General features: G+C 66.9%; 27 protein-coding genes. 22 read left to right on the forward strand and 5 right to left on the reverse strand.

The genetic code is table 11. From position 1 onward, the window contains the following. The first annotated feature begins 9 nt into the window (after positions 1-9). Positions 10-192 (forward strand): hypothetical protein, encoded by a 183-nt coding sequence (locus ACZ7HQ_RS30335; RefSeq protein WP_470996579.1) that lies wholly within the window; start codon positions 10-12, stop codon positions 190-192. Between the two features lie 94 nt (positions 193-286). On the opposite strand, the gene ACZ7HQ_RS30340 is transcribed toward ACZ7HQ_RS30335, so the two are convergent. Beyond that, complete coding sequence (locus tag ACZ7HQ_RS30340; RefSeq protein WP_470996581.1) at positions 287-469, reverse strand: hypothetical protein; 183 nt, start codon at positions 467-469, stop codon at positions 287-289. 140 nt (positions 470-609) lie between these two features. On the opposite strand from ACZ7HQ_RS30340, the gene ACZ7HQ_RS30345 reads away from it, so the two are divergent. After that, positions 610-870, forward strand: a complete 261-nt coding sequence (locus tag ACZ7HQ_RS30345; protein WP_470996584.1) for a hypothetical protein — start codon at positions 610-612, stop codon at positions 868-870. 191 nt (positions 871-1,061) lie between these two features. Here the strand turns inward: ACZ7HQ_RS30345 and ACZ7HQ_RS30350 are convergent, their stop codons facing one another. The 4 genes from ACZ7HQ_RS30350 to ACZ7HQ_RS30365 all read right to left on the reverse strand — a co-directional run bounded on the left by ACZ7HQ_RS30350 (position 1,062) and on the right by ACZ7HQ_RS30365 (position 2,753). Further along, on the reverse strand, positions 1,062-1,535 hold the full coding sequence (locus ACZ7HQ_RS30350; protein ID WP_470996587.1) for a hypothetical protein: 474 nt from the start codon (positions 1,533-1,535) through the stop codon (positions 1,062-1,064). After that, entirely contained in the window at positions 1,532-1,744 is a 213-nt protein-coding gene (locus ACZ7HQ_RS30355; protein ID WP_470996590.1) for a hypothetical protein, read from the reverse strand. The genes ACZ7HQ_RS30350 and ACZ7HQ_RS30355 overlap by 4 nt, the downstream gene beginning before the upstream one ends. Continuing rightward, positions 1,741-2,286 (reverse strand): endonuclease domain-containing protein, encoded by a 546-nt coding sequence (locus tag ACZ7HQ_RS30360; protein ID WP_470996593.1) that lies wholly within the window; start codon positions 2,284-2,286, stop codon positions 1,741-1,743. The genes ACZ7HQ_RS30355 and ACZ7HQ_RS30360 overlap by 4 nt, the downstream gene beginning before the upstream one ends. A gap of 245 nt (positions 2,287-2,531) precedes the next feature. Further along, the gene (locus tag ACZ7HQ_RS30365) at positions 2,532-2,753 is read right to left on the reverse strand and encodes a hypothetical protein (protein WP_470996596.1); all 222 of its coding nucleotides are present in this window, start codon (positions 2,751-2,753) and stop codon (positions 2,532-2,534) included. Positions 2,754-2,858: 105 nt separating this feature from the next. Between ACZ7HQ_RS30365 and ACZ7HQ_RS30370 the strand changes: the two genes are divergently transcribed. The 20 genes from ACZ7HQ_RS30370 (at position 2,859) to ACZ7HQ_RS30465 (ending at position 22,851) form a co-directional block, all read left to right on the forward strand. Next, positions 2,859-3,215, forward strand: a complete 357-nt coding sequence (locus ACZ7HQ_RS30370; protein ID WP_470996599.1) for a DUF6011 domain-containing protein — start codon at positions 2,859-2,861, stop codon at positions 3,213-3,215. Positions 3,216-3,260: 45 nt separating this feature from the next. Further along, positions 3,261-3,491 carry a hypothetical protein gene (locus tag ACZ7HQ_RS30375; RefSeq protein WP_470996602.1) on the forward strand — a complete coding sequence of 77 codons (231 nt, stop codon included), beginning with the start codon at positions 3,261-3,263 and terminating at the stop codon, positions 3,489-3,491. Positions 3,492-3,529: 38 nt separating this feature from the next. Next, entirely contained in the window at positions 3,530-3,916 is a 387-nt protein-coding gene (locus ACZ7HQ_RS30380; RefSeq protein WP_470996605.1) for a DUF7736 domain-containing protein, read from the forward strand. A gap of 155 nt (positions 3,917-4,071) precedes the next feature. Next, complete coding sequence (locus ACZ7HQ_RS30385) at positions 4,072-4,569, forward strand: hypothetical protein (RefSeq protein WP_470996607.1); 498 nt, start codon at positions 4,072-4,074, stop codon at positions 4,567-4,569. Further along, positions 4,566-5,888: a phage terminase large subunit gene (locus ACZ7HQ_RS30390; protein ID WP_470996610.1), complete on the forward strand. Its 1,323-nt coding sequence runs from the start codon at positions 4,566-4,568 to the stop codon at positions 5,886-5,888. Before ACZ7HQ_RS30385 ends, ACZ7HQ_RS30390 begins: the two co-directional genes overlap by 4 nt. 182 nt (positions 5,889-6,070) lie before the next feature. Then, entirely contained in the window at positions 6,071-6,346 is a 276-nt protein-coding gene (locus tag ACZ7HQ_RS30395) for a hypothetical protein (protein WP_470996613.1), read from the forward strand. Further along, positions 6,343-7,944 carry a phage portal protein gene (locus ACZ7HQ_RS30400; RefSeq protein WP_470996616.1) on the forward strand — a complete coding sequence of 534 codons (1,602 nt, stop codon included), beginning with the start codon at positions 6,343-6,345 and terminating at the stop codon, positions 7,942-7,944. Before ACZ7HQ_RS30395 ends, ACZ7HQ_RS30400 begins: the two co-directional genes overlap by 4 nt. A gap of 11 nt (positions 7,945-7,955) precedes the next feature. Beyond that, the gene (locus ACZ7HQ_RS30405) at positions 7,956-9,227 is read left to right on the forward strand and encodes a head maturation protease, ClpP-related (protein ID WP_470996619.1); all 1,272 of its coding nucleotides are present in this window, start codon (positions 7,956-7,958) and stop codon (positions 9,225-9,227) included. Further along, positions 9,224-10,621: a phage major capsid protein gene (locus tag ACZ7HQ_RS30410; protein WP_470996622.1), complete on the forward strand. Its 1,398-nt coding sequence runs from the start codon at positions 9,224-9,226 to the stop codon at positions 10,619-10,621. Before ACZ7HQ_RS30405 ends, ACZ7HQ_RS30410 begins: the two co-directional genes overlap by 4 nt. A gap of 55 nt (positions 10,622-10,676) precedes the next feature. Continuing rightward, complete coding sequence (locus ACZ7HQ_RS30415) at positions 10,677-11,096, forward strand: hypothetical protein (RefSeq protein WP_470996625.1); 420 nt, start codon at positions 10,677-10,679, stop codon at positions 11,094-11,096. Positions 11,097-11,100: 4 nt separating this feature from the next. After that, the gene (locus ACZ7HQ_RS30420) at positions 11,101-11,571 is read left to right on the forward strand and encodes a hypothetical protein (RefSeq protein ID WP_470996627.1); all 471 of its coding nucleotides are present in this window, start codon (positions 11,101-11,103) and stop codon (positions 11,569-11,571) included. A gap of 513 nt (positions 11,572-12,084) precedes the next feature. Further along, positions 12,085-14,403, forward strand: coding sequence for a hypothetical protein (locus tag ACZ7HQ_RS30425; RefSeq protein WP_470996630.1), 2,319 nt, complete (start codon positions 12,085-12,087; stop codon positions 14,401-14,403). After that, a complete protein-coding gene (locus ACZ7HQ_RS30430; RefSeq protein ID WP_470996633.1) occupies positions 14,400-15,776 on the forward strand; it encodes a hypothetical protein in 1,377 nt (458 codons plus the stop codon). The genes ACZ7HQ_RS30425 and ACZ7HQ_RS30430 overlap by 4 nt, the downstream gene beginning before the upstream one ends. 2 nt (positions 15,777-15,778) lie before the next feature. After that, entirely contained in the window at positions 15,779-16,177 is a 399-nt protein-coding gene (locus tag ACZ7HQ_RS30435; RefSeq protein WP_470996636.1) for a hypothetical protein, read from the forward strand. A gap of 1 nt (position 16,178) precedes the next feature. Further along, on the forward strand, positions 16,179-16,637 hold the full coding sequence (locus ACZ7HQ_RS30440) for a hypothetical protein (RefSeq protein WP_470996639.1): 459 nt from the start codon (positions 16,179-16,181) through the stop codon (positions 16,635-16,637). Continuing rightward, a complete protein-coding gene (locus tag ACZ7HQ_RS30445) occupies positions 16,637-17,386 on the forward strand; it encodes a hypothetical protein (protein WP_470996642.1) in 750 nt (249 codons plus the stop codon). Before ACZ7HQ_RS30440 ends, ACZ7HQ_RS30445 begins: the two co-directional genes overlap by 1 nt. Next, positions 17,386-17,832: a hypothetical protein gene (locus ACZ7HQ_RS30450; RefSeq protein WP_470996645.1), complete on the forward strand. Its 447-nt coding sequence runs from the start codon at positions 17,386-17,388 to the stop codon at positions 17,830-17,832. The genes ACZ7HQ_RS30445 and ACZ7HQ_RS30450 overlap by 1 nt, the downstream gene beginning before the upstream one ends. Positions 17,833-17,838: 6 nt before the next feature. Next, positions 17,839-18,246: a hypothetical protein gene (locus tag ACZ7HQ_RS30455; RefSeq protein WP_470996648.1), complete on the forward strand. Its 408-nt coding sequence runs from the start codon at positions 17,839-17,841 to the stop codon at positions 18,244-18,246. Between the two features lie 33 nt (positions 18,247-18,279). Further along, positions 18,280-18,663, forward strand: coding sequence for a hypothetical protein (locus ACZ7HQ_RS30460; protein WP_470996650.1), 384 nt, complete (start codon positions 18,280-18,282; stop codon positions 18,661-18,663). Between the two features lie 120 nt (positions 18,664-18,783). Beyond that, the gene (locus ACZ7HQ_RS30465; protein WP_470996653.1) at positions 18,784-22,851 is read left to right on the forward strand and encodes a phage tail tape measure protein; all 4,068 of its coding nucleotides are present in this window, start codon (positions 18,784-18,786) and stop codon (positions 22,849-22,851) included. Positions 22,852-22,942 lie beyond the last annotated feature (91 nt).

Genomic DNA, 22,942 nt, shown 5'->3' on the forward strand with positions numbered 1-22,942 from the left:
GGCCCGTTCATGGATCGCCAGCAAGCCGTAGAAGAAGCCGCCCGCGAGTGCCTCGCGCACGGCGGCCCGGACTGCCTCACCGACCCGCACATCCCGTTGGAAGCGATCAAGCGGGCGTTCGCCGCGGGAGCCAACTCGGACGATATCGCTGCCGAGATGCGCCGCCAGCGCGGCGAGAAGGAGGTGAATTGACAGCCGCGCGACACTGAGATGGCACCCGCTGGTTTCGAGCGCCACGGTTGCTCCCCTGGAACCCCGCCGGGCACCCCCCCGATACCGGCGGGGTTCATCCATGCCCGGGCTCGGTCTGACCGGCGGGTGCGGGGACGGCGCGGGCAACCCAGCCACGGCCGGTTCCGTCGGTGGGGAGCATCGTCGGGCGGGCGTCCAGCGCCTTGCAGAGCCGGTCGAGCTCGCGCTGGCAGGTCTCGCGACTGTTGCCGCGCACCATGTACACCACGTCGTCCATGCGAGCAGTGCGCCGAGACGGAACGGTCTGTGTCGGCGGTTCACCCCAACGAGGGTCACAGATCAGCGACAACGGCTTCACGCCACCCACAGGCGGGCGCATCATGCGCGCAACGACAGCCGCCACACCAGGGGGACCCGATGCCCAGCTACAGAGACGTCCAGTCAGCCGTCAGAGTCGAGAAGTTCCGGATCTGGTTCGCGTGGCTGTGCGGCGGTTTCATCGCGCTAGTGATTGCTGAGGCGACGAAGGACATCCGGATCGTCAGCACCATCGTGCAAGTCGTCCTCGCCCTGGCCGGCATCGCGTTCACGATCACGGCGATGCGGATGACGAACGCCCTGAACGAAAAAGTGGACGCGGCGCGACGCGAGGTACTCGGCGACGACTACCCCGGCTGAACCGCACGCAGGTAGTGACAGGCGGCCGGCGCGGGGCGTAGCGTCCCGGTCAGCGGCAGTTGGGGGGCGCCCCGGCATTCGCAGTGCTGGGCGGTGGGTTGGAGCTGCGAACTTCCCCACCCCAGCTGCCGCGCAGACAGAACGGCCCCGCACCGGATCTCGTCCGGGCGGGGCCGCCGTCATGCGGTGGGCTACGTCGGGATCGCGATGAACTCGCAGTCCGTCCACCGGCACACGTCCTCGGCGGCCGGGCCGTACTGGACGTACCACGCATGATCGTGGAAGCGGTCTTCGTCCGCCCTCAGGTCGGGTTCTTCGGCGAGCGTGGCAGCCCACTCCTCATCCGTCGACGCCCACTCCTCGCGGTGACTGATCAGGATACCGAAGCCCTTGATCTGGCCGTCCGGATCGCTCTTGCGGAACGGGACACCTACCTCCATCACGAGGTCGCCGGGCTGCGGGTTGCGCATGCGTGCGTACATGTCGGCGACGATGGGGGCCGGGTTGCCGACGAGGCAGGCTGAGTGGAGTGCACGCGCGGTGCCGATCATCATGAGGCGGCGGGCGATGGCCTTGTCGTCGAGGGCGAGCAGGTCGTCTTGAGCGCGGTCGCTGCCCGTGATGCCTTCGCGGGGCTGCGGGTAGCGGACGGTCGTTTCGCTCACGTCGTGGGCTCCTCGTCCGGGCGCACCGGGCCCGCGCCGTGCATGCCGTGCCCGTACTGGCAACTGGCGTCCTGGCAGGCGTGGTCGTCCCCGGCGGGCCAGTAGATCAGCGGCGTGCCGTGGACCAGGCAGACACAGTTGTCGTTGCACGGCAGGTCGCGGCCGTGCTCCCACGCGGCGGGCAACAGGATGCGTCGGGCCTCGCTCATGCGGTCTTCTCCTCACTGCTCACCGGGCGCTGCCTCAGCAGGTACTCCAAGGCTGCCCGCAACCGCTCAGGCGTGTCACCAAGTTGCCCAAGACCGGTGTTACACGGGCCGCACAGGAAGCCTCTGAGGGCACCCGTCTCATGACAGTGATCAAGGGCGAGCCGCACGAACCGTCCGCCTGGATTGGCCTCTTCGGGGGTACGGCCGCACACCTCACAGCGGTTGTCAGCTGGATACCTCTCGACGACCTCGGCCCAGGGGATGTCGAGTTCCTTGGCGTACTTGCGGAGGCGGAGATACGGGGCGGAGAGCTTCTCCTTCGAGCGGTCGCGGTGCGCGTTCTGTGCGCGCAGCCGGGAGTCGATCGCCTCGCACTCCTTGCAGCGCGATCGCCACTTCGCCGTGCCCTCGTCTCTCTTCCTGAGACCGAAGACACTGATCGGCAGCGTGCGATCGCACTGACGGCACGTCTTCTCGGTGGGAGCCTGCGCGGCTATAGCGGCACGGTGGCACGCGACGCAGATGCCGCTGGTGTCCTTCATGGCACCCCCACAAGCAGGGCAGGTGGTACGGCGGCGCCCGCTGTCATAGTGGGGAGCACACAGCCCACGCGATCTCCGGGGTCGGTCGCAGCCATCAACAAGGCACGGCCCGTTGCGGGAGATGATGCTGCGGGCGTCCATGGCGATGCCCTTGAGGTGGCGCTGGTAGTGGAGCCTGCACAGCCCCTTGGCGCGGATGGTCTCCACGCACGCCTCAACAGTGCAGATGCGCGCGAGAAGCCCGCTCACTGGGCTTCCCCTCGCTTCTCCTGATCGGCCTTGACGATCTGTCGGATGCGTTCGCGGGTGAGTCCAGTGGTCTGCACGATGTCGACTTGCCGGACGCCGTCGGTGAGGTCGGCGAGGATCGCGGCGTACATCTCGTCGCGGCTGGCAGTGACGGCGGCTTCGGCGCGCCGGTACTTCGTGACGGCCTGCTTGAGGCGGGGCGACGGTTCCTTATCCATGCCCACCATATTGGCATAGCGCAGTATGCCAAGTCCACTTGACGCGCCAAGTCGACTTGGCATAACGTGGTTGGCGTAAGGAACAGCGCAGCCAAGGGGGCCCACATGAACGCCGCAGCCACTACCGCAGACCACACCAACTGCCTTCGCTGTGGCAGGGCTCTCCGCTCCGCCCGGTCGCGTTCTCTCGGCTACGGCCCCACCTGCCAGCGTAAGGTCCGCGAAGCCGCCAAGGCCGAGATCATCGCCACCTACAAGCCCCACCAGATCGCCAAGGCGGAAGAACTCATCGAGCAGGGCGCCCTCATCCCCCTCCGCACCGGCATCTACCTCGCCCCCTCCTCCGACGGGGAGCGCACCTACAAGGCCCACCGCACCGCCTGCTCCTGCCCGGCCGGCATCAAGGGCCTCCACCCCTGCAAGCACCGGATCGCCGCCCACATCCTCAGCCTCGCCGCTTGACCCCCGCCCTACGCTCAACCCACCGCCATCGAAAGGACCCCCGCCATGGCTGACACCGAGTTCGACACCCGCGAAGCCGACGAGGCCGCCGACGAGGCCGACGAGCGCGTCTACCAGCGCTACCAGCAGCGGATCAGCGACCTGGAGTACGGCATCGACGGTGCCCTCGACATGCTCGACACCCTTGCCGAGAACGCCGAGGAGATCGACGCCGACCTTGCCGCGTCGGTCCGGAACGCCCGCCGCTTCCTCGACGGCTACCGCAACCCGCAGTAGCCCGCCGCCTGACCGCCCGACACGACAGGACGAACCCCATGACCGAACGCCGCACCTTCCCCCTCGCCGACATCCTCTCCGTCACCACCGAGAGGCTGCTCTCCCGCCGCCACATAGACGGCATCTACGACATCCTCAGCTACATGACGGGTCAGAGCATCTTCACCCACCAATTCGGCGATGCCTGCGGCAAGGCGAAGCCGGCGCTCCTCGAACAGCACCCACAGCTTGCCGACGTCCGCCCGTCGAACGGCCTCGACAAGCACGACCTGATGGCCTGGCTCACCGAGGCAGAGCGCGTCCACGGCGAGACCCTCGAAGTGCAGCCCCTCAGCGACTGGCAGCACCAGGACCCGATCGAGGACGCCTGCGACAAGGTCGGCGCGGACAAGGTGTGGGTCGTCCCGCTGCCGCCCAACGCCTGACCCCTACATGACCGAAGCCCCCGCCTCTGACGCCCGGACAGAGACGGGGGCTTCTCCCTGCGCGCGCCCTCAGCCGCCACCCCGGTTGCACGCATCGTTACCATCAAACCACGCCAACCGTCATACGTATAACGCCAAGGGAAGGGGCCGCCACCATGACCGACCCCGCCGACAACGACCTCAAAGGCCGAGACGGCAAAGGCCGCTACGCCCGCAGCATCGACACCGCCGAACGAGACGCCGAAGCAGCACGCCTCTTCTCCCAAGGCCTCAACTACACAGAGATCGGCAAACAACTCGACGTCAGCAAATGGACCGCCATGCGCAGCGTCCAACGCGCCGTCCGCGAAGTCGTCCAAGACGCCGGCACAGAAGCCTTGCGCGTTCACATCGACCGCATGGAGTACCTGTTCGCCAAGGCCGTCGAAGTTGTCGAAGCAGACCACGTCGTGGTGTCCCACGGGCAGGTCGTACGTGGGGATGACGGCCAGCCACTCCGCGACCACGCCCCAGTACTGTCGGCGATCAACGCCGCCCGCCAGTGCCTGGAATCCGTCCAGACCCTGACCGGCATGAAGCAGCCCACGAAGATCGAACACTCCGGCGGCGTCAAGTACGAACTGGTAGGCGTCGATCCCTCCGAGCTGACGTGACCGACACAATCGTCCGCTTCGAACCCCGTGGCGCCAACGTCGACCTGCTCAAATGCCGTGACGCAGAGGTAGCCGCCGTCGGCCGGGCCGGCACCGGGAAGACGCTCACCGCGTGCTGGAAGATGCACCTCACCGCGATGCAGGTCCCGAACATGCGCGGCTTGATGTTGCGCGCCACCCACATCTCGCTCACCTCGACCACGCTCGTGACCTTCCAACGACAGGTTGCAGCGCAGGCCCTGGCTGATGGAAGCGTCCGGTGGTTCGGTGGATCCAGCAAGGACCCGGCCGCGTTCCGGTACACCAACGGTTCCACGATCCTGGTGGCAGGCGGTGACAAGCCGGAGAAGTTCCTCAGCGCCGAGTTGGACCGCATTTTCTGTGACGAAGCAGTGGAGATCAGCCTCGACCTATACGAGACGCTCATCAGCCGCCTACGAGGTAGCGCGAAGACGTACAAGCAGATCCTGCTGACAACCAACCCGTCCCACCCAAGCCATTGGATCAAGCGTCGCGCGGATGCCGGGACCATGCGAATGATCACCTCAACGCACCGGGACAACCCGTACTACGTCAACCGAGACGGCAGCTACACCGAGGCTGGCACCGAGTACATGCAGAAGCTCGACGCCCTCTCAGGTGCGCGGCGTCTGCGCCTGCGAGACGGCCTGTGGGTGGCCTCCGAAGGGGTCGTCTTTGAGGGCTGGGACGACGGCGTGCACATGGTCGACCGCTTCAAGGTGCCGTCCAGTTGGCCTCGCTGGTGGTCCATCGACATGGGGTATACGAACCCCTTCTGTTGGCAGGACTGGAGGGAAGACCCAGACGGCCGGCTCTATCTCGTGCGTGAGATCTACATGACGCGGCGCCTGGCTGAAGACCATGCCAGGCAGATCCTGGAGATCATGCGGCAGAACCCGGACGAGCCGCGCCCGCGCGCCATCATCACCGACCACGATGCAGAAGACCGAGCCACCCTGGAGAAACACCTCGGCATGGGCACCCAGCCCGCGCACAAGACCGTCGTGGACGGCATCCAGGCTGTGCAGTCCCGCCTCAAGGTGGCGGGCGACGGAAGGCCGCGCCTGTTCATCATGCGCGGCGGTCTGGTCGAGGAAGACCGGACGCTCGCCGACTCCGGCCGGCCGACCCGCACGTCCGAGGAGATCCCGGGCTACGTGTGGGCCGTGAAACCTGGAAACGGCATGGGGCTGAAGGAAGAGCCGGTGAAGCAGAACGACCACGGCTGTGACGCCCTGCGCTACATGGTCGCGGAGCGGGATTTGAGTGGTACGCCGCGGGTGCGGGTGCTCGGCTGACTTGGTCGGCTTGTTGGAGTAGTACAAGGCCGCTAGCACTTGGCGGTTCTTTGGCTGCCGATAGATCTGCCTGCTACGTGGGCTGTTGCGCGGCTGAGGGCATTGGCGCTGGTTCTGCTTGACACGACTGCGACCATGTTGTTGTTGGGTTCCCCCAAGTGGCGCGTGAGATGGGAGGGGTCGTGTCCACCACCCTCTACGACACGTTCGCCCGCGCCACCCCCAAGACCGCCCGCCGGGCCCGCGTTACCGAGACTTTCGCGCGTCTCGGACGTCGCGTCGCTGGCCAGGTTCAGGCGACCGCCGCGCGCCTGTCTGGAAGCCTTCTCACCGTCGCTGGGCTTGGCTGCATCGACGTCGGCGCTTTCGAGGCCCACCCGATCGCTGGTTGGATCACCACCGGGGTCACCGTGCTTCTCCTTGACTGGAAGCTCGAACCTCCGGCCGGTGACCGGTGAGTAGCCTCATCGGCAAGCTCCTCGCCAAGGGCAGCAGCCAACCGCCCGTTCCGTACGCCGGCCGCGGGTATCTGCGGCAGTCGATGATGGATGGCGGCGCGGACCCGTCCAGCTACATGCGGGCCTACGCGTCGTCGGGCACGGTCTTTTCCATCGTGTCGATGCTGGCCCGACAGACCGCGAAGAAGCAGTGGCACCTGTTCCGTCAGCAGCCGCAGGACGGCCGCCGCCGCTACACCACCGGCGACAAAGGATCGGACCAGCGAACCGAGGTCATCAAACACCTCGCGATCGACGTATGGAACAAGCCGAACCCGTTCATGTCCGGCTTCCAACTGCGGGAGTTGGCGCAGACGTACCTCGACCTGACTGGCGAGGCGTACCTGGTCGTCCAGCGCGACGGCCGCGCGACGTTCCCTACGGGTTTGTGGCCGGTGCGCCCGGACCGGATGGAGCCGGTCCCAGACCGGGAGAAGTACCTGGCCGGGTACGTGTACCGGGGACCGTCGGGTGAGGTAGTACCGCTGCAACCCAACGAAGTGATCATGGTTCGGTATCCGAACCCGTTCGACCCGTACCACGGGCTCGGCCCGATTCAGGCACTCCTCGTCGACATCGACGCAGCCCGATACTCGGCGCAGTGGAACCGGAACTTCTTCCTGAACAGCGCCACCCCCGGCGGTGTCATCCAGGTCGACCGACGCCTGTCGGACGATGAGTGGAACGAGTTCACCAACCGGTGGCGCGAGGCACACCGCGGTGTCGGCGCCGCCCACCGAGTCGCCGTGCTCGAGCAGGGCGCCGAGTGGGTGCCCAACGCGATGTCCATGAAGGACATGGACTTCGGGAACCTCCGCGGCGTCGCCCGCGACGTGATCCGCGAAGCGTTCGCCATGCACAAGTCCATCCTCGGCACCGCAGACGACGTCAACCGCGCCAACGCCGTCACCGCACAGGAGCACTTCGAGTCCTTCCTCCTCACCGACCGCCTCGACCGGTGGCGCGACACCCTCAACTGCAACTACCTGCCCCTCTTCGGGTCGACGGGTGAGGGTGTCGAACTCGACTACGAAGACCCGGTCAGCAGCAACCGCGAAGCCGACGCGCTGGAACTGCAATCCAAGGCGCAGGCAGCTCAGACGCTCGTAGCGGCCGGCTATGACCCGCAAGCCGTGTTGGAGACGGTCGGCCTGCCGGAGATGCCCGTCGTGGAGAAGGCGACGCAGGCCCCGGCAGTGCCGCCGGGCTGGGTGCTGGAGACGCCGGAAGCTGCACCGCCCGAGCAGGACGCCGCTGTTGCCGCGCTGCTGCGCGAGGGCATCGACAACGCGCAGCGCTGGGTTGCGGTAGCCCACCACGACGAGAACACCTGTCAGCCCTGCCTCGACAACGACGGCAAGACGTACAAGAACCGCGAGCAGGCCTACGAGGACTACCCCGGCGGCTCCGGATACGTGAACTGCACCGGAGCTAAGTACGGCAACGAGTGTCGATGCAAGGTCGTCAAGCGGCGCAAGGGCAACGACGGGCAAAGCGATGCTCTGGAGGAACTGATGGCGCAGCAACTGCCCACCTGGAACCGGGCAGGCGCCCGATGAACATCGAACAGATGCGACGCTCCGCCCGCCGCCTCACCAACCTCGTCCAGCAGCCGCAGGCCGGCAGCTGGTACCGGGTCATCCGCAACGACGCCGGCGGTCCGACCCGCGTGGACATCTACGACGAGATCGGCGGCTCCTGGCTGTTCGGTGGCGTGTCCGCGGTGGACTTCGTCAACGAGCTGGCGCAGATCAACGGCGACATCGAGGTCCACATCAACTCCCCCGGCGGGGATGTCTTCGACGGGCTCGCGATCTACAACAGCCTGGCGCAGCGGCCGGGGAACGTCGTCACGGTCATCGACGGCCTCGCCGCGTCCGCAGCCTCGTTCATCGCGCAGGCCGGGAAGGTTCGTGTGATCGCCCCCGGCGCGATGATGATGATCCACGACGCCAGTGGCGCGTGCATGGGTAACGCGGCCGACATGCGGGAGCTCGCCGACCTCCTCGACAAGGTCTCCGACAACCTCGCCGACATCTACGCCGACCGGTCCGGCCGCGCCGATGGCCCCGGCAATGGTGGCACCTGGCGGGACGCCATGAAGGCCGAGACCTGGTACACCGCCGACGAAGCAGTATCCGCCGGCCTCGTGCATCGGGTGGCGGAGCGGCCGGAGCAGGACGCGCTCGCCGCGGTGGCGGCCTTCGACCTGTCCGTGTTCGCGCGGGTTCCGGAGAGGCTGCGGAACGCGGCCCGGCCGACTGCGCCCGAGGCAGGACAGCCGGTGAAGGGCGAGCACGGACCCGAACTCCTCAACTTCTCGGGGGGCGAGGCAGTTGTAGAGCCGCCACGGCCTGATGTTCTGGGTGTCGAGTCGATGCCGCTGGAGAACAAGGCGCTCCCGGTGCATCACACGGCGACGGTGGATGAGCCGTGGGACGGCCCGGCCGCTGTGGCAGCGATGCCGAACGACGACACGGTGCTGGAGTACTGCTTCGCCTGGCAGTCCGACGAGGCCGCGGCGACGCCCCACAAGGAGGGCGACGACGACGCGGACGACCAGAAGTCGAACTACAAGTTCCCCCACCACCGCACCAAAGGCGGCCCCGCCAACCTCGCCGCCTGCCGCAACGGCCTCGCCCGCCTCGAAGGATCCTCCATCCCGGAGAGCGACAAGGCAGGCGTGAAGGCCCACCTTCAAGCCCACCTCGACGACGCCAACAAGGGCGACGGAGACGAGGGCGGCACCGACAACCACGCTGAGGGACTCCCGGCGTGGCTTCACACCGACTCCGCGCCGCTTCCGGCGTGGCTGGCAAACGCCGAGGAGGCGACGAAGTGACCACCACCATCCCGGACTCCCCGGCGGCACTGGCCGAGGTACTCAACGACGCGGACAAGCTCAAGGAACTGTGGGCGTCGAAGGAGAAGCTCGGCGAGTTCATCGAGGGCTACGCCGCCGCGGTCGACAAGTCCAACCGCGGTGAGATCAACGCGCAGGCCCGCGAGCAGATGCAGCTCATCCTCGCCGAGTACCTCAAGAACAACGGCAGCGACGCCAAGCCCCCGGTGGACCTCGCGGGCAAGAGCGCGCACGACCTCCGCCCGGAGATCAAGGGCCTCGGAGCCGGCGCCCGCCAGAGCCTGTACAACAAGCGTGCCCCCGGCGCCCGCGCGGACGGCATCTTCGACGACGCGTCCGAGTACTTCCGCTCTACCTGGTACCGCGCGGACCGGCTCCGTGACTTCGACCAGCTGAGGCCGAAGCTCGACAAGCTCATCGAGATCCAGAACAGCTACGGCAGCGAGGTCCCGGCCGACGGTGGCTTCCTGATTCCCGAGGAACTCCGCTCCGAGATCCTCCAGGTCGCCCTGGAGACCGCGGTCGTCCGGCCGCGCGCGACGGTGATCCCGATGTCGTCGCTGCGGGTGCCGATCCCGATGATCGACGACACCTCCCACCAGTCCAGCATCCTCGGTGGCGTCGTCGGCTACTGGACCGAGGAAGCCGCAGGCCTCACCGAGTCGCAGGCCAGCTTCGGCCGGGTCGTCCTCGACGCCCGGAAGCTCACCGCCTACGCCGAGGTCCCGAACGAACTGCTGATGGACGCCCCGGCGTTCGCCGGGTTCTTCTCGGGCACGTTCCCGAAGGCCATCTCGTGGTTCGAGGACGTGGCCTTCATGGGCGGCACGGGCGTCGGTGAGCCGCAGGGCTTCATCAACTCCCCGGTCAGCGTCCAGGTCGCCGCCGAGACCGGGCAGCCCGCCGGCACGATCGTCTGGGAGAACCTCGTCAAGATGTACTCCCGCATGCTGCCGACGAGCCTCGGCCGCGCGGTCTGGATCGCATCCATCGACACCTTCCCGCAGCTCGCCACCATGGCCCTGTCCGTCGGTACCGGCGGCGGCCCCGTGTGGATCGGCAACATGGCCGGCGGCACCAGCGGCGCCGACACCCCGCCCGCCAGCATCCTCGGAAGGCCCGTCTTCTTCACCGAGAAGAGCCCGGCGCTCGGCACCACCGGCGACATCAGCTTCGTGGACCTGTCGTACTACCTCATCGGCGACCGGATGCAGATGGAGACGTCCAGCTCCGAGCACTACCGCTTCGCCAACGACAAGACCGCTTATCGAGTCGTGGAGCGCGTGGACGGCAAGCCGTGGCTGCAGTCCGCGATCACCCCGAAGAACGGCGGCCCCACCCTCAGCCCGGTCGTTCAGCTCGCTTCCCGCTGAGCCAGCGGCAGTGACGCCCCGCTAACCACCCCAGTCACAAAAGGAAGGCACAGCAATGGCAGGCATGCACGGACTCGGGCGCGTGTACAACGTGATCCCGATCGCCGCAGGCAACGCATTCAAGCTCCGCGGCGCGTCCGCGTGCAGCTTCGTCTGCACCGGCAACGACACCTTCACCCTCACCGTGGCGAGCAGCTTCGGCGGCTCCTACGCCAGCCCCGGCAACATCATCACCAAGAAGTGGACGAACACCTCCACCAACGGCACCGCCGCCTGGGTGGAGGCCACGCAGGCGGCATCCAACGCGGTCACCATCAGCTCCGGGACGGTCGTGTTCACGGTGCTGACGTCGCAGATCGCCGACCCCAGCGCCTACCTCAAGGTGTCCGTCGGTGCTTCCGGTCTGGTGACGGCGATCCTCCACGACCTGACCGTGGCCAGGAAGCCCGCGAACCTCGAAATCCTGGGGGCCTAGTCCGATGACGACGCTCATCAAGAACCAGGACGTCCGCACCATCGCGGGCGGTATCGCTGTCAGCCGGGCCACAGCCACCCTGCCGGCGTCCGGGACGGGGAACATCTTCGTCGTCGCAGGTGGCCGCATCCTCGTGCGCGGCCTGATAGGCGAGGTCACCACCGCGGTGCAGAACCAGGCGTGCACGCTGGCGATCGGCACCGCGCCGACCGTCGGAACCGGGTCGACGACGGCCCTCGGCACGGCATCCAGCATCATCGCCGCACCAATTGGCACGCACATGGCGGCCAACCCGGGCGGCGCGACCACGGTCGACCTGTCCACTCAGGCAGGCGTCCTCATCAGCACGGCCGCCCTGTTTGTGGTCAACGCCGGGAACATCACGATCACCACCTCGGCGACGAACACCGGCTCCGTCAAGTGGGACCTGCTGTACATCCCGCTCGACAACGGCGCCCAGGTCACGGCGGCCTGACCGTGTTGGAGACATGCCCGGAGTGCACCACCCGGTTCGCGGTGGGCCTGCTGCGGTGTCCGCACTGCCAGGCCCCCGCGCCCCGCTTCGCCGACCGCATGAAGGAGGAAGACATGCCGCGCATCACTGTGGCGGGCGGCCCGTCCAACCCGGACGCGCAGCCCGGCGAGACCGGCTACATCGCACCCGAAGGAGGCGATGACGTATCAGCTGGCAGCAACTCCTCGCCATCCGACGTCAAGCACGCGCCGAGTGGGAGCGAGACCCCAACGTCGTCGGACCGCCCACAGCGTGCCCCCGAGACGGAGAACCCCTCGAACCCGGACCCCCAAGCGAGCCCGGAACCTGGCACTGCCGATTCGACGGATGGCAGTACCCCCGCGACTGGGTCCGGCCGGAGCCGCCGGCAGGGCTCTTCGACGGGATCACGGAAGGGCCGGGCAGCTATGGAGGGCTCCCGTAAGTCCGGCGAGTCCTGAACCAGTTCGCATCGTCTGAAGGGAGGAGGAGAGCATGACCGCGACCGGCTACGTGTCCACGACCGGTGACGCCCGCAAGGTCAACCGCGCGGGTGACAGCATGACCGGCGACCTGGTCCTGAACGACTCCTCCCCGGATACCAGCCTCTCGGCGGCCTCGAAGGGTTACGTGGACACGGCGGTAGCCACGCCTAAGCCGTGGGTGTTCGACGTGACCGCGTATGGGGCGGTCGGGGACGCGCAGGTCGTCACGGACGGGGCGATGGGCTCCGGGTCCGCGGTCCTGACCAGCGCGACCGCGAACTGGCCCACGAGCGTGGTCGGAAAGTCGATCTCCGTGAAGGGCGCGGGGCCGGCTGGCGTGACCACTCTGGTCACGACCGTGGCGTCCCGGCAGAGCGCTACGCAGATCACCCTGAGCGCGGCGAATGCCTCCGGGGGTGCCGTGTCCAGCGCGGTCGTCATCTGGGGCACCGACGACACCACGGCAATCCAGGCTGCGGTGACCGCCGCTGAGGCGTACCTGACGACCCACACCTACGCACAGGTGTATCTCCCCCCGCGCCCGTACATCGTGGCCGGGGCCCTCAACACGACGAAGTCGGGCAACGGGCAGATCGTCTTCGGTGTGTACGCCGTCGCCAGCAACAAGCGCATCCTGGAGTTCCGTGGCGAGACTGACGGCGCCGCCGCGGTACGGCACTGGCAGCAGACGCAGCCGCAGTTCGCGGGGTCCTGCTTGATCAGCCTGGGTGTGTTCTCGTCCACCACCGCGCAGATCAACTCAATCAACGCGAGCGGCAATGCAGCCGTGATCTGTGGCCCCAACGAGGGCTCCGGGTTTGGTGTCGGCGCGGTCTTCTCCAACATGCAGGCGGTCGTCAAAAACCTGGCGATCCTCACCACGCACTCCAGCTTCGGCCTGACCTACGGGGCGCTGAACCTGTGGGGCGTCGCCAACGCCACCGTCGAGAACGTCGGCTATGGCACGGCGGGCGTGGTAACCGGCACCGACTACACCAGCCCCGGCGTCTTCGGCACAGGCCTGTCGGCTGGCTTGCTGTTGCCGGCGCCGGGCAACAACGACCACGTCATCGCCCGCAATGTGAGCTGCGGTGGCGGCTACACCTACGCCCTCTTCCTGACCGAGCACGCGGTTGTCGACCGCTACATGGCTCTGTACTGCTGGGCCGGCCTCGTCGCTGTCGGCACCTACGCCAACTCGGTTGGCTCGGTGCACTCGATGCACGTCACCTCGGCGTCCATTGAGGCGTGCACGCACGAGCTGTACATCATGGGCCCCGGCTCGCAGGGTGTCGGCCCGACGATCTACGCCAACATCAGCACGGAGTCCAGCACCCCGAACATCGCGGGCAACTCCGCAGGGGCCGTGAACGCGGCGCTCGGCCGAGTGATCTTGACCGGCCTGTTCACCGAGAGTGGCGTGAGCACGCAGTACCCGACCGGCATCGAGCTGGTTGACGGCCAAGTACCACGGGCGATCAAGAAGAAGACGAGCAACTTCACCGCCTCCCCGATCGACCGCGTCCTTCTCTGCGACACCACGGCCGGCGGATTCACCGGCACCCTGCCCGCCGCCGACTACAACCCGGTCGAGTACACGCTCAAGAACATCGGCGCCAACCCCTTGACCGTGGCGACGACCAGCAGTCAGCTGATCTACACCCTCACCGGAGCTGGAGCCACGACTGCCACGGTGGCAGCCGGCCAGACCCTCCGTGTGCAGGCCTTCTACAACGGAACGTCGTGGGGCTGGCACGCGGTAAGCACGCCCACCGCCCACGCGTCCACGCACGCGTCGGGTGGCAGCGACCCGGTCACTCTGGCCCAGTCGCAGATCACCGGCCTACTGACCGCGCTTGCCGCACTGCTGCCCCTGGCCGGCGGCACGATGACGGGCGACCTCACTGTCAACGGCGCCAACCTCACCGTCAAACGTGGCGACGGGACGGGTGCCTACCGGCTGCGGACGACAGGCGGAGGGCTTGATCTTGAGATCGCTGGCCTCGACGTCATCATCTCCGCTTGGTCCAACGCAGACTTCACAGGCACGCAGCACAACCTGTTGCGCTGGGAGTCGGCCGGCCCGCACCTGATCGGCCGCACCCAGTTCGGCACGACCCCCTTCGACAACGTCCACGACATCGACGCTGGCACCGGGGTGGCGGCGCTGGGCAAGAAAAACGGGCTCGCGAACATCCGCCTTGCTGGATTCAAGGCGACCTCGGGTGCGCCCACGACGGGCACGTGGACCACGGGTGACGTCGTCCTCGACTCGGCGGGCGCCTGGCACCTGTGCACCACCGGCGGGACTCCGGGGACGTGGACATGAGCGAAGTCATCGCAGGCCAGATGGTCACCCTGCTGTCGCAGTGGTACGACTTCGAGGGCGGCACGCTCACCGACCTCGACGCCACACCGACGATCACTATCACCAGCGTCGCCACCGGCAGCACCGTGCTCGCCGCCACCACGTCCGGCGTCACCCACCCCGGCACCGGCAGCTACGGCTACACCTGGACACCCGCATCCAGCCTCACCCCGGGCCTGTACCTCGCCACCTGGTCCGGCCTCAAGTCCAGCGCACCGGTAACCGCGACAGAAACCATCACCGTCACCGCGCCGTCCGCCGCTGCGGCAACGAACACCAACCCCGAGGGCATCTGGTACGCCACCCGCGAGGACGTCATGCACGCCCTCGACGTCCAGCCGACTGCCCGGAACCGTAGGCAGATCGACGCTGCGATTGAGGCAGCATCCCGTGACGTCGAGGGCCTGTGCCACCGCCGCTTCTACCCGGTGCAGGCCACCCGCTACTTCGATTGGCCGAACTTTCAGTACGCCTACCCGTGGAGGATCTGGTTCGACCAGTGGGAACTGGCCGCGGTTCCGAGCGCGGTCACGTCCGGCGGTGTGCCGATCCCGTTGTCCGCATGCAATTTCGAACCGGTCAGCAGCGGCCCGCCGTTCACGTACCTGGAACTGCGCGGGGACCAGCCGTACAGCTTCGGTGTCGGATCGACCCCGCAGCGGGACGTCGCGATCACCGGCCTGTACGGGTACCGCAATACCGAGACCGCCCTCGGCGCCACCGCGGCCGCCATCAGCGACACGACCAGCACGACGCTCACCGTGGACGGAGCCACCTCGGCTGTCGTCGGCGTCGGCTCCATCCTGCGGGTCGACTCCGAGCGGCTGATCGTCACCGAGCGGGCGAACACCAGCACCGGACAGACCGGCAGCATCACGGCCAGCAAGAGCGATGTGTCCCTCGCGGTCCCCGACGGCACGAAGTACGCGGTCGACGAGGTACTGCTCCTCGACTCCGAGCGGATGCGGATCGACGACGTCGCAGGCAACAACCTGACCGTCGAGCGGGCCTACAACGGCACCGTCCTCGCCGCCCACACCGCCGCCACCATCTACGCGCCGCGCTTGCTGACGGTCACCCGCGGAGCGCTCGGCACAACCGCTGACACACACGGCAGCGCCTCGACTGTGTACCAGTGGAACCCGCCCGGCCTGGTCAAGCAGCTCGTCAAAGCCGAGGCCATTTGGTCGCTGCTGGAAGAGCGCTCCGGCTGGTTCCGGAACGCGTCCGCGTCCGGCCGGTCCGCGCCTGAGGTGTCCCGGACCGCGCTCGACGCCCTCCGCGACCAGGCGTACACCGAGCACGGCCGCAAAGGCCGCCTGAGGGGAGTGTGACCATGCCTGGGATCGAGTTCGACACTCGCATGGTGGCACGCGGCCCCATGTTCGACGGGCGTACCGCAAAGGCGCTGCACGCCTACCGCGACGAGATCAGCCTCCGCATCGCCGAAGAGGGCGAGAAGCTCATCCGGCAGCGGTTGAAGGTCGTGCTGCAGCACCCGACCGGCTACTACGAGTCGAGGATCAGCGTCGACCGTGCCGGCGAGGGCTATCGCGTCTCGGACGGCGGGGTCATATACGGGCCCTGGTTGGAGGGTGTCGGGAGTCGCAACAGTCCCGTCACGAGGTTCCCGGGCTACGCCACCTTCAGGCGCACCAAGCCCTTGGTTGACCAGCGTGCCCGGCAAATCGCCGTGCAGCTCCTGGCCCGGTACAAGGCGATGGGGCTGATCTGACATGGCACTCGACCTGACCACCATTCTCGACGTCGTCCAGAGCCACGCCCTCGCCTCCGGCTATTTCGACCAAGTCAACGGGCACGAGCCGAAATCTGCGCCGGGCACCGGCCTGTCGGCGGCGGTCTGGGTGGAGCAGATCGGGCCCGCCCGCGGCGGCTCCGGGCTCGCCGCCACCAGCACGCGGCTGGCCCTGAACGTGCGCCTGTACACGCCGATGGTGCAGGAGCCTGAGGACGCTATCGACCCGAACCTGATGACCGCCCTCGACGCCCTCATGGCCGCCTACTCGGCGGACTTCACCCTCGGGGGCCTCGTCCGCGAGGTCGACCTCATGGGCATCTACGGCGACCCGCTGTCGGCGCGCGCGGGCTACCTCACCACCTCCGGCGCCGAGTACCGAGTAGTCACGATCACCCTTCCGTTGGTGGTCTCAGATCTGTGGGAGCAGGTGGCCTAGTGGCAAAAGCCAGCGGACTTGGTGACAACCTTTACATTTCAGGCTTCGACGCGTCCGGCGACATCAGCGCACTCGGGAACGTCGGCGGCGGCCCGGCCGCCCTGGACTTCACCGCGATCAACAAGTCCGCGATGGAACGCCAAGGCGGCATCCGTGACGGCCGCATGGAATTCACGGCCTACTTCAACCACGTAGCCGCCGGCGTCGGCACGCACGAGAAGCTCAGCGCACTGCCCACCAGCGACGTCATCCTCACCTACTGCCGTGGCACCAACCTCGGTGACCCGGCCGCATGCCTGGTCTCCAAGCAGATCAACTACGACGGCACCCGCGCCACCGACGGCGCCTTCACCTTCGCCGTGAGCGCGCAGGCCAACGGCTACGGTCTCGGCTGGGGCCGCCAGCTCACCGCCGGACTGCGCACCGACACGGCGGCCACGAACGGTACTGGCATCGACACCACGGCCTCGGCGAGCTTCGGCGCTCAGGCGTATCTGCAGGTCACCGCGTTCGCCGGCACCGATGCGACAGTGAAGATCCAAGACAGCGCCGACAACGTGACCTTCGCAGACGTCGCCGGGCTCAGCTTCACCCAGGTCACTGCCGCGCCGACGTCCGAGCGGATCGCTACCGGATCCACCGCAACCATCCGGCAGTACCTGCGGGCCGTCACCACCACCACCGGCGGCTTCACCTCGCTGACGTTCAGCGTGGTCGTCGTCAAGAACGAATCGACGGTGAGCTTCTAGTGAACCGGATCGAACCGGCGATGCCGGCCGAGGCGTACAAGACGTATGCGATCGTCGCCCCGCGCTCCTCGCACTGGGTGGATGCGACCTGCGAGCAGGTGGACTGCGCGCACTACCTGCACGGCTGGCAGTCCGTCATCGACGAGACAACCGAACTCGGGCAGCGGCAGGCCCACTACATCCGCAAGCAGTCCGGCCGCCGCTTCACCGAGGTCCGACGCGAGGACGGTCTGACCGCGTTCACCTTCGAAGCTGGTCAGGCCTGCTTCGACGCCGCTAAGCACCAGCGTCGGCTTGACCGGCCGGAGCTGTATGTCGTCCGGGACGGCGATCACCGGGGTAACCCGCGCGGTACGCCGGTCCGGCAGCACGTCCGCGCGGCCGACTGGGTCGAGGACTTCGCCGAGCACCAGCAGGCGCTCGCCGACGAACATCAGAAGGGATGACCAACCATGGCCAAGGCTTCCGGTCTCGGGTGGACCACGCTCTCGGTTGACGACAGCAGCGGCACCGTCAAGGACATCAAGAACGACATCACCAACCTTCAGTTCGCGACCCCGCGCGCGACGCAGGACATCACCGGCGTCGACAAGTCGGCGATGGAGCGTCTGCTTCTGCTGGCGGATTTCAGCATCACCCTGAACGGCGTGTTCAACTCGGCGACGGGCAAGTCTCACGACGTGTTCAAGACCGTCCCCAGCACGAGCGTGGCGCGGACGACGTCGCTGACCGTGAACGGCGTCAACCTCAACAACGAGGTGCTGTACACCGACTACCCGCTGACCCGTTCCAACAGCGGCGAGCTCACGTTCGCCGTGCCTGGCGTCCTCGCCGATGGCACGGTCCCCGTGTGGAGCTAGGGCAATTCGGACATCTTAGGAAGGAGGCCCGGCATGGGCTGCAAGCGAGTTCCCAAGCACTACCGGCTCAAGTTCGCTGATGGCGACTACGAGGGCCTCGAAGTGACCATGCGGTCGGTGTCCATCGGCGAGATGCGCACCGCCCAGAGCCACGAAGAGGGCTTCGACGGCCTGTTCGAACTCGTCGCCACCCACATGGTGTCGTGGAACCGGGAGGACGAGGACGGCACCCCGCTGCCGCCCACGGCCGAGTCGCTGGACGACGAGTCCCCCGCCCTCATCAACCTGATCGTCGATCAGTGGACGAGCGCGGTCGCTGGTGTGTCTGCCCCTTTGGAGCAGCCCTCGAACTCTGGCGCCAGTGCCCCGGTGGAGTCCATTCCGATGGAAGCGTTGTCACCGAGCCTCGCGAGCTGACCGACGCCCGCTTCATCCTCGGCCTGTGCGACCGCTGGAAGAAGTTGCCCAGCGAGATCTTGGCCGAGCCTGCCGAAACCCTGCGCCTGCTGACGATCGAAAGCTTGGGGGTGAACCCGGATGACCAACGTGGTGGAGATCCTGATCACGGCTAAGGATCTCGCATCCCCCGCGATGGCCCGCGTCAACGCCTCGGTGAACGGCGCCAGCAGGGGCATGTCGACGTTCCACAAGACGGCCATGATCGGAGCAGCCGGGCTCGCGGCGATCGGCTTCGAGTCGGTGAAGATGGCCGCCAAGTTCGACTCGTCAATGGCGCTTCTGCACACGCAGGCCGGCGTGTCACAGTCGAAGATCGCCGGGTTGAAGAAGGGCGTCCTTGACCTCGCTGGGAAGGTCGGTCAGGACCCGGATTCGCTCGCGGAGTCGCTGTTCCACGTGGAGTCGAACTTCGAGTCGATGGGCATCTCCAGCTCGAAGGCTTTGCATCTGGTCGAGACTGCGGCGAAGGGCGCGACGACTGGGCATGCGGACCTGGTCGACGTCACCAACGCCCTCACCGCCGCTGTCGCGTCGGGTATCCCTGGCGTGCAGAACTTTGACCAGGCGATGGGCGTTTTGAACGCCACCGTCGGCGTTGGCGACATGAAAATGCAGGACCTCGCCAACGCGTTCGGGTCCGGCATGGTCGCCACCGTCAAGGGCTTCGGCCTGTCTATCACCGACGTCGGTGCGGCGTTGGCCGTCTTCGGCGACAACAACATCCGCGGCAGCCTGGCGGGCAACCAGCTCCGCATGTCCGTCATGGCCCTCGCCCACCCTGTCGCGACTGCAGGAGACGCACTTCAGAAGCTCGGCTTGACGCAGACCACCCTTGCGACGGACATGCAGAAGGGCGGCCTCAAACTCGCCTTGGAAGACCTTGTTGCCCGTCTACACAAGGCCGGCGTCTCCTCCAAGGAGCAGGGTCAGATCATTACCGAGGCGTTCGGCCGGAAGGCCGGTGCGGGTCTGAATGTCCTCGTTTCGCAGATGGACCGACTGGAGTCGAAGTACCCGGCGTTGGAGAAGGGCGCGAAGGGCTTCGGGCAGTCGTGGGCGGATACGCAGAAGACGTTCGCGTTCCAGATGAAGGCGTTGCAGTCGTCGTTCGACGCGCTGATGATCAGCCTGGGCACGAAGCTGATCCCGCCCCTGCAGAGCTTCGTGAGCCTGCTCCTCGCGCATAAGAGCGCGGCCACCGCCGCGGCGGCCAGCATGGCTGGTCTCCTCGCGGCCACGGTCGCTGTGTCTGCGGCGATGAAGGTTGCTGCTGCCGCGTCCCTCGTGTGGAACGGCGCGATGCGCGGGTTTGCCGCGATCCAGGGCGTGTTCCAGACGATTGCTCTGCGGGCGATGTACATGCGAGAGGCGTTCATCGCGGCCGAGGGTGGTGTGGCTGGGCTGCGTGCCGCGTTCGCAGCGATGGGCGCGGTCGGTAAAGCGTCCGTGATCATTGGTGGCCTTGCGCTGCTTGCCCTGGCTGTGGCAAAGCTCAGCAGTAGCAGCAAAGAAGCGCGAGTCAGTGTCGATGATCTGGCGCGCTCGATCACTTCTGGTCTGGCGAGCGGCCACATCAACTCGTCCGTTCTGGATGATCTTCGTAAGGCGCAGCAGGGCCTTGTGAAGGACACGGACGACACGGCGTCCTCGTGGGACAGGCTGAAGTACACGTTCTCGCACCCGGGTGCGACGTGGAGCGATTCGGCATCGTCGGCTAAGGCCGCGGCGAACGACTACCGGGATCTGGGGAAGGCGATCGGGGAGATCGCCAAGAATAAGGGTGTCGACACTGCCCGGCAGGCATTGGCGTTGCTGGGCAAGCAGGGTGTGCACATCCCGACGAAGTACCTGAAGGACTTCAACAACGCGTCGAAGGATGCGGCGGTCGAGTCGAAGTTGACTGCGGCCAGCATGGGCTTGTTCGGTGATGCGGCGGTGTCGACGCAGGCGGCGCTTGATGGGGAGGCGCAGTCCGCGAAGGGCCTCGAAGAGTCCATCATGGCGCTGAACCAGGTCCATCGTGGCGCCTACGACGCCGAGACCGCGTTCTACCAGGCCATGAGCGACGCCAAGAAGGCCGTCAAGGACAACGGTAAGACCCTCGACGTCACGACCGAGGCAGGTCGGAAAAACCGCGACGTCCTCAGCCAACTCGCAGCGCGGACCGAGGACCTCGTCGATAAGAAGCTCAAGGAGAAGACGTCCTGGGATCAGGTAGACAAGACCTATAAGCAGGGCCGTAAGAGCCTCATCGACGCCGCGATGGCGATGGGCGACACCAAGAAGCAGGCCGAGGAGCTCGCGAATGCGATCTTGAAGGCGCCTGATGCGAAGAAGTTCAAGGTCAAGGTCGATGACAAGCAGGCGACTTCCGACCTGAACGCATTCAACACGGCGGTGAAGAAGTCGCCGGGCGCTAAGAGCGTCACTCTGAAGACACTCAGTCAGGGTGCCGAGCAGGTGCTGAAGGCATTCGGATTCAAGGTCACGCACCTGAAGGACGGTTCCGTCAAGATTTCCGCGGAGATCGGAGCGGCCCTAAGCGCGATTGGCAACGTGCAGAACGCCGTCGACAACCTGCACGGCAAGTCGATCGGGATCGGCGTTTTCACCACGAACTATCAAAAGACAGTGGATGAGGGCACCGTGCATTATGGCCCGCAGCTTCCCGGCATGCCGGGTGCTGCGCGTGGTGGTCTGCTCCGCGGCTACGCGGGTGGTGGCGGTGTCCAGATGTTCCCGGACGGGGGTTACGTCCGGGGGCCCGGGTCCGGCACGTCGGACAGCATCCTCGCCCTCATGGGTTCCGGGGCTATGGCGCGGGTGTCGAACACTGAGTACGTCATGAAGGCCGAGGCTGTCCGGAAGTACGGGGTGAAGTTCTTCGACGCCCTGAACGAGGGGCGCCTGCACGTCGCTGGGTTCGCTCGCGGCGGGCACCTGACGAAGGCGCAACGGCAGGCGCAGGAGCGGGCGAAGGAGCAGGCCAAGGCCGAGCATGACGCGCAAAAGCAGTTGGACAGCGAGTTCGGAATTTCCTACTTCGGCCGGCTGGCGGGCTACCGGCGGACGCCGTTCGAGCACAACCTGGGTGCGCCCACGGACATCAACGCGCTGGTGCAGTCGCTGAACGAAGCCGCCGGGAAGATCAAGGCCGCGTTCCATGGCCGGACCGAGTCGAACCTGCTCAAGCACCTCAACAGCATCGGCAAGGCGCTGATCAACCACGAGAAGGCCCTCACCAAGGTCACGGCGTCGCTGGACAAGGCCAAGGACAAGCTCAACAGCCTGAAGGACTCCGCGGCACAGTTGTCGGACTCGGTGAAGACGAGCCTGATCTCATCGGCGAACATCACCAAGGCTGCGTCCGGCAACGAGGGCGGCACTCTGACCCTGTCGGCGGTCCGAGCCGGCATGGTCGTCTCCCGGGACAAGGTCGTCGCCTTCGCCAACGCGCTGAAGGCTCTGAAGGCCAAGGGGTACAGCAAGAGCGTCATCCAGCAGGTCGCCGAGGCCGGAATCGACGGCGGTGGGCTGGAGACCGCGGGTGCGCTGCTGCAGGCGTCGGCGTCCGAGGTGTCGTCGATGAACAGCATGCAGTCGCAGATCGAGTCGGCGGCTGGTTCTGCGGGCAAGACGACCGCCAGCGCCGTGTACGACGCTGCGATCAAGGCGCAGGCGAAGGTGGTCGACAAGCTCACCAAGCAGCAGGCCAGCCTGGAGAAGGCCATGGCTAGCCTGGCCAAGAGCATGGAGAAGCTGATCCAGAAGGCCCTCGGTCACAAGGCTGCGGGTGGCGTGGTCGGCATGGCCGCGGCGGGTGGTCTCCGCTCGTCGCTGACGTGGGTGGGTGAGCAGGGCCCGGAGCTGCTGGACCTGCCCGCAGGCAGCCGGGTGTTCTCGAATCCGGACTCGCGGCGGATGTGGGCCGAGGCGAACACGCCGTGGTCGTCGATGCTCAACACGCCTCGCGCTTCCGGGAGCTACGCGCCTCCCGGGCCGGCCGCGACGTCGGGTCAGCCGATTGTGATCCAGGTCCGGCTCGGTGACCGCGACTTCGGTGAGCTGTGGGTGGACGCCGGCCGCCGTGAGGTTCGGGCTCGCGGCTCGATCGAGGCAACGCTTCGGCCGCCGCGCGGCCGGTAGGAGAAAGGGAGGGGACTGCTTTGCCGTACATCACATGGAACGGCCCGGCACCGACGACTGCCGCACTGGCTTCGGTAACGACCGGGACGAG

This window comes from Streptomyces sp. NPDC037290 (assembly GCF_055603245.1).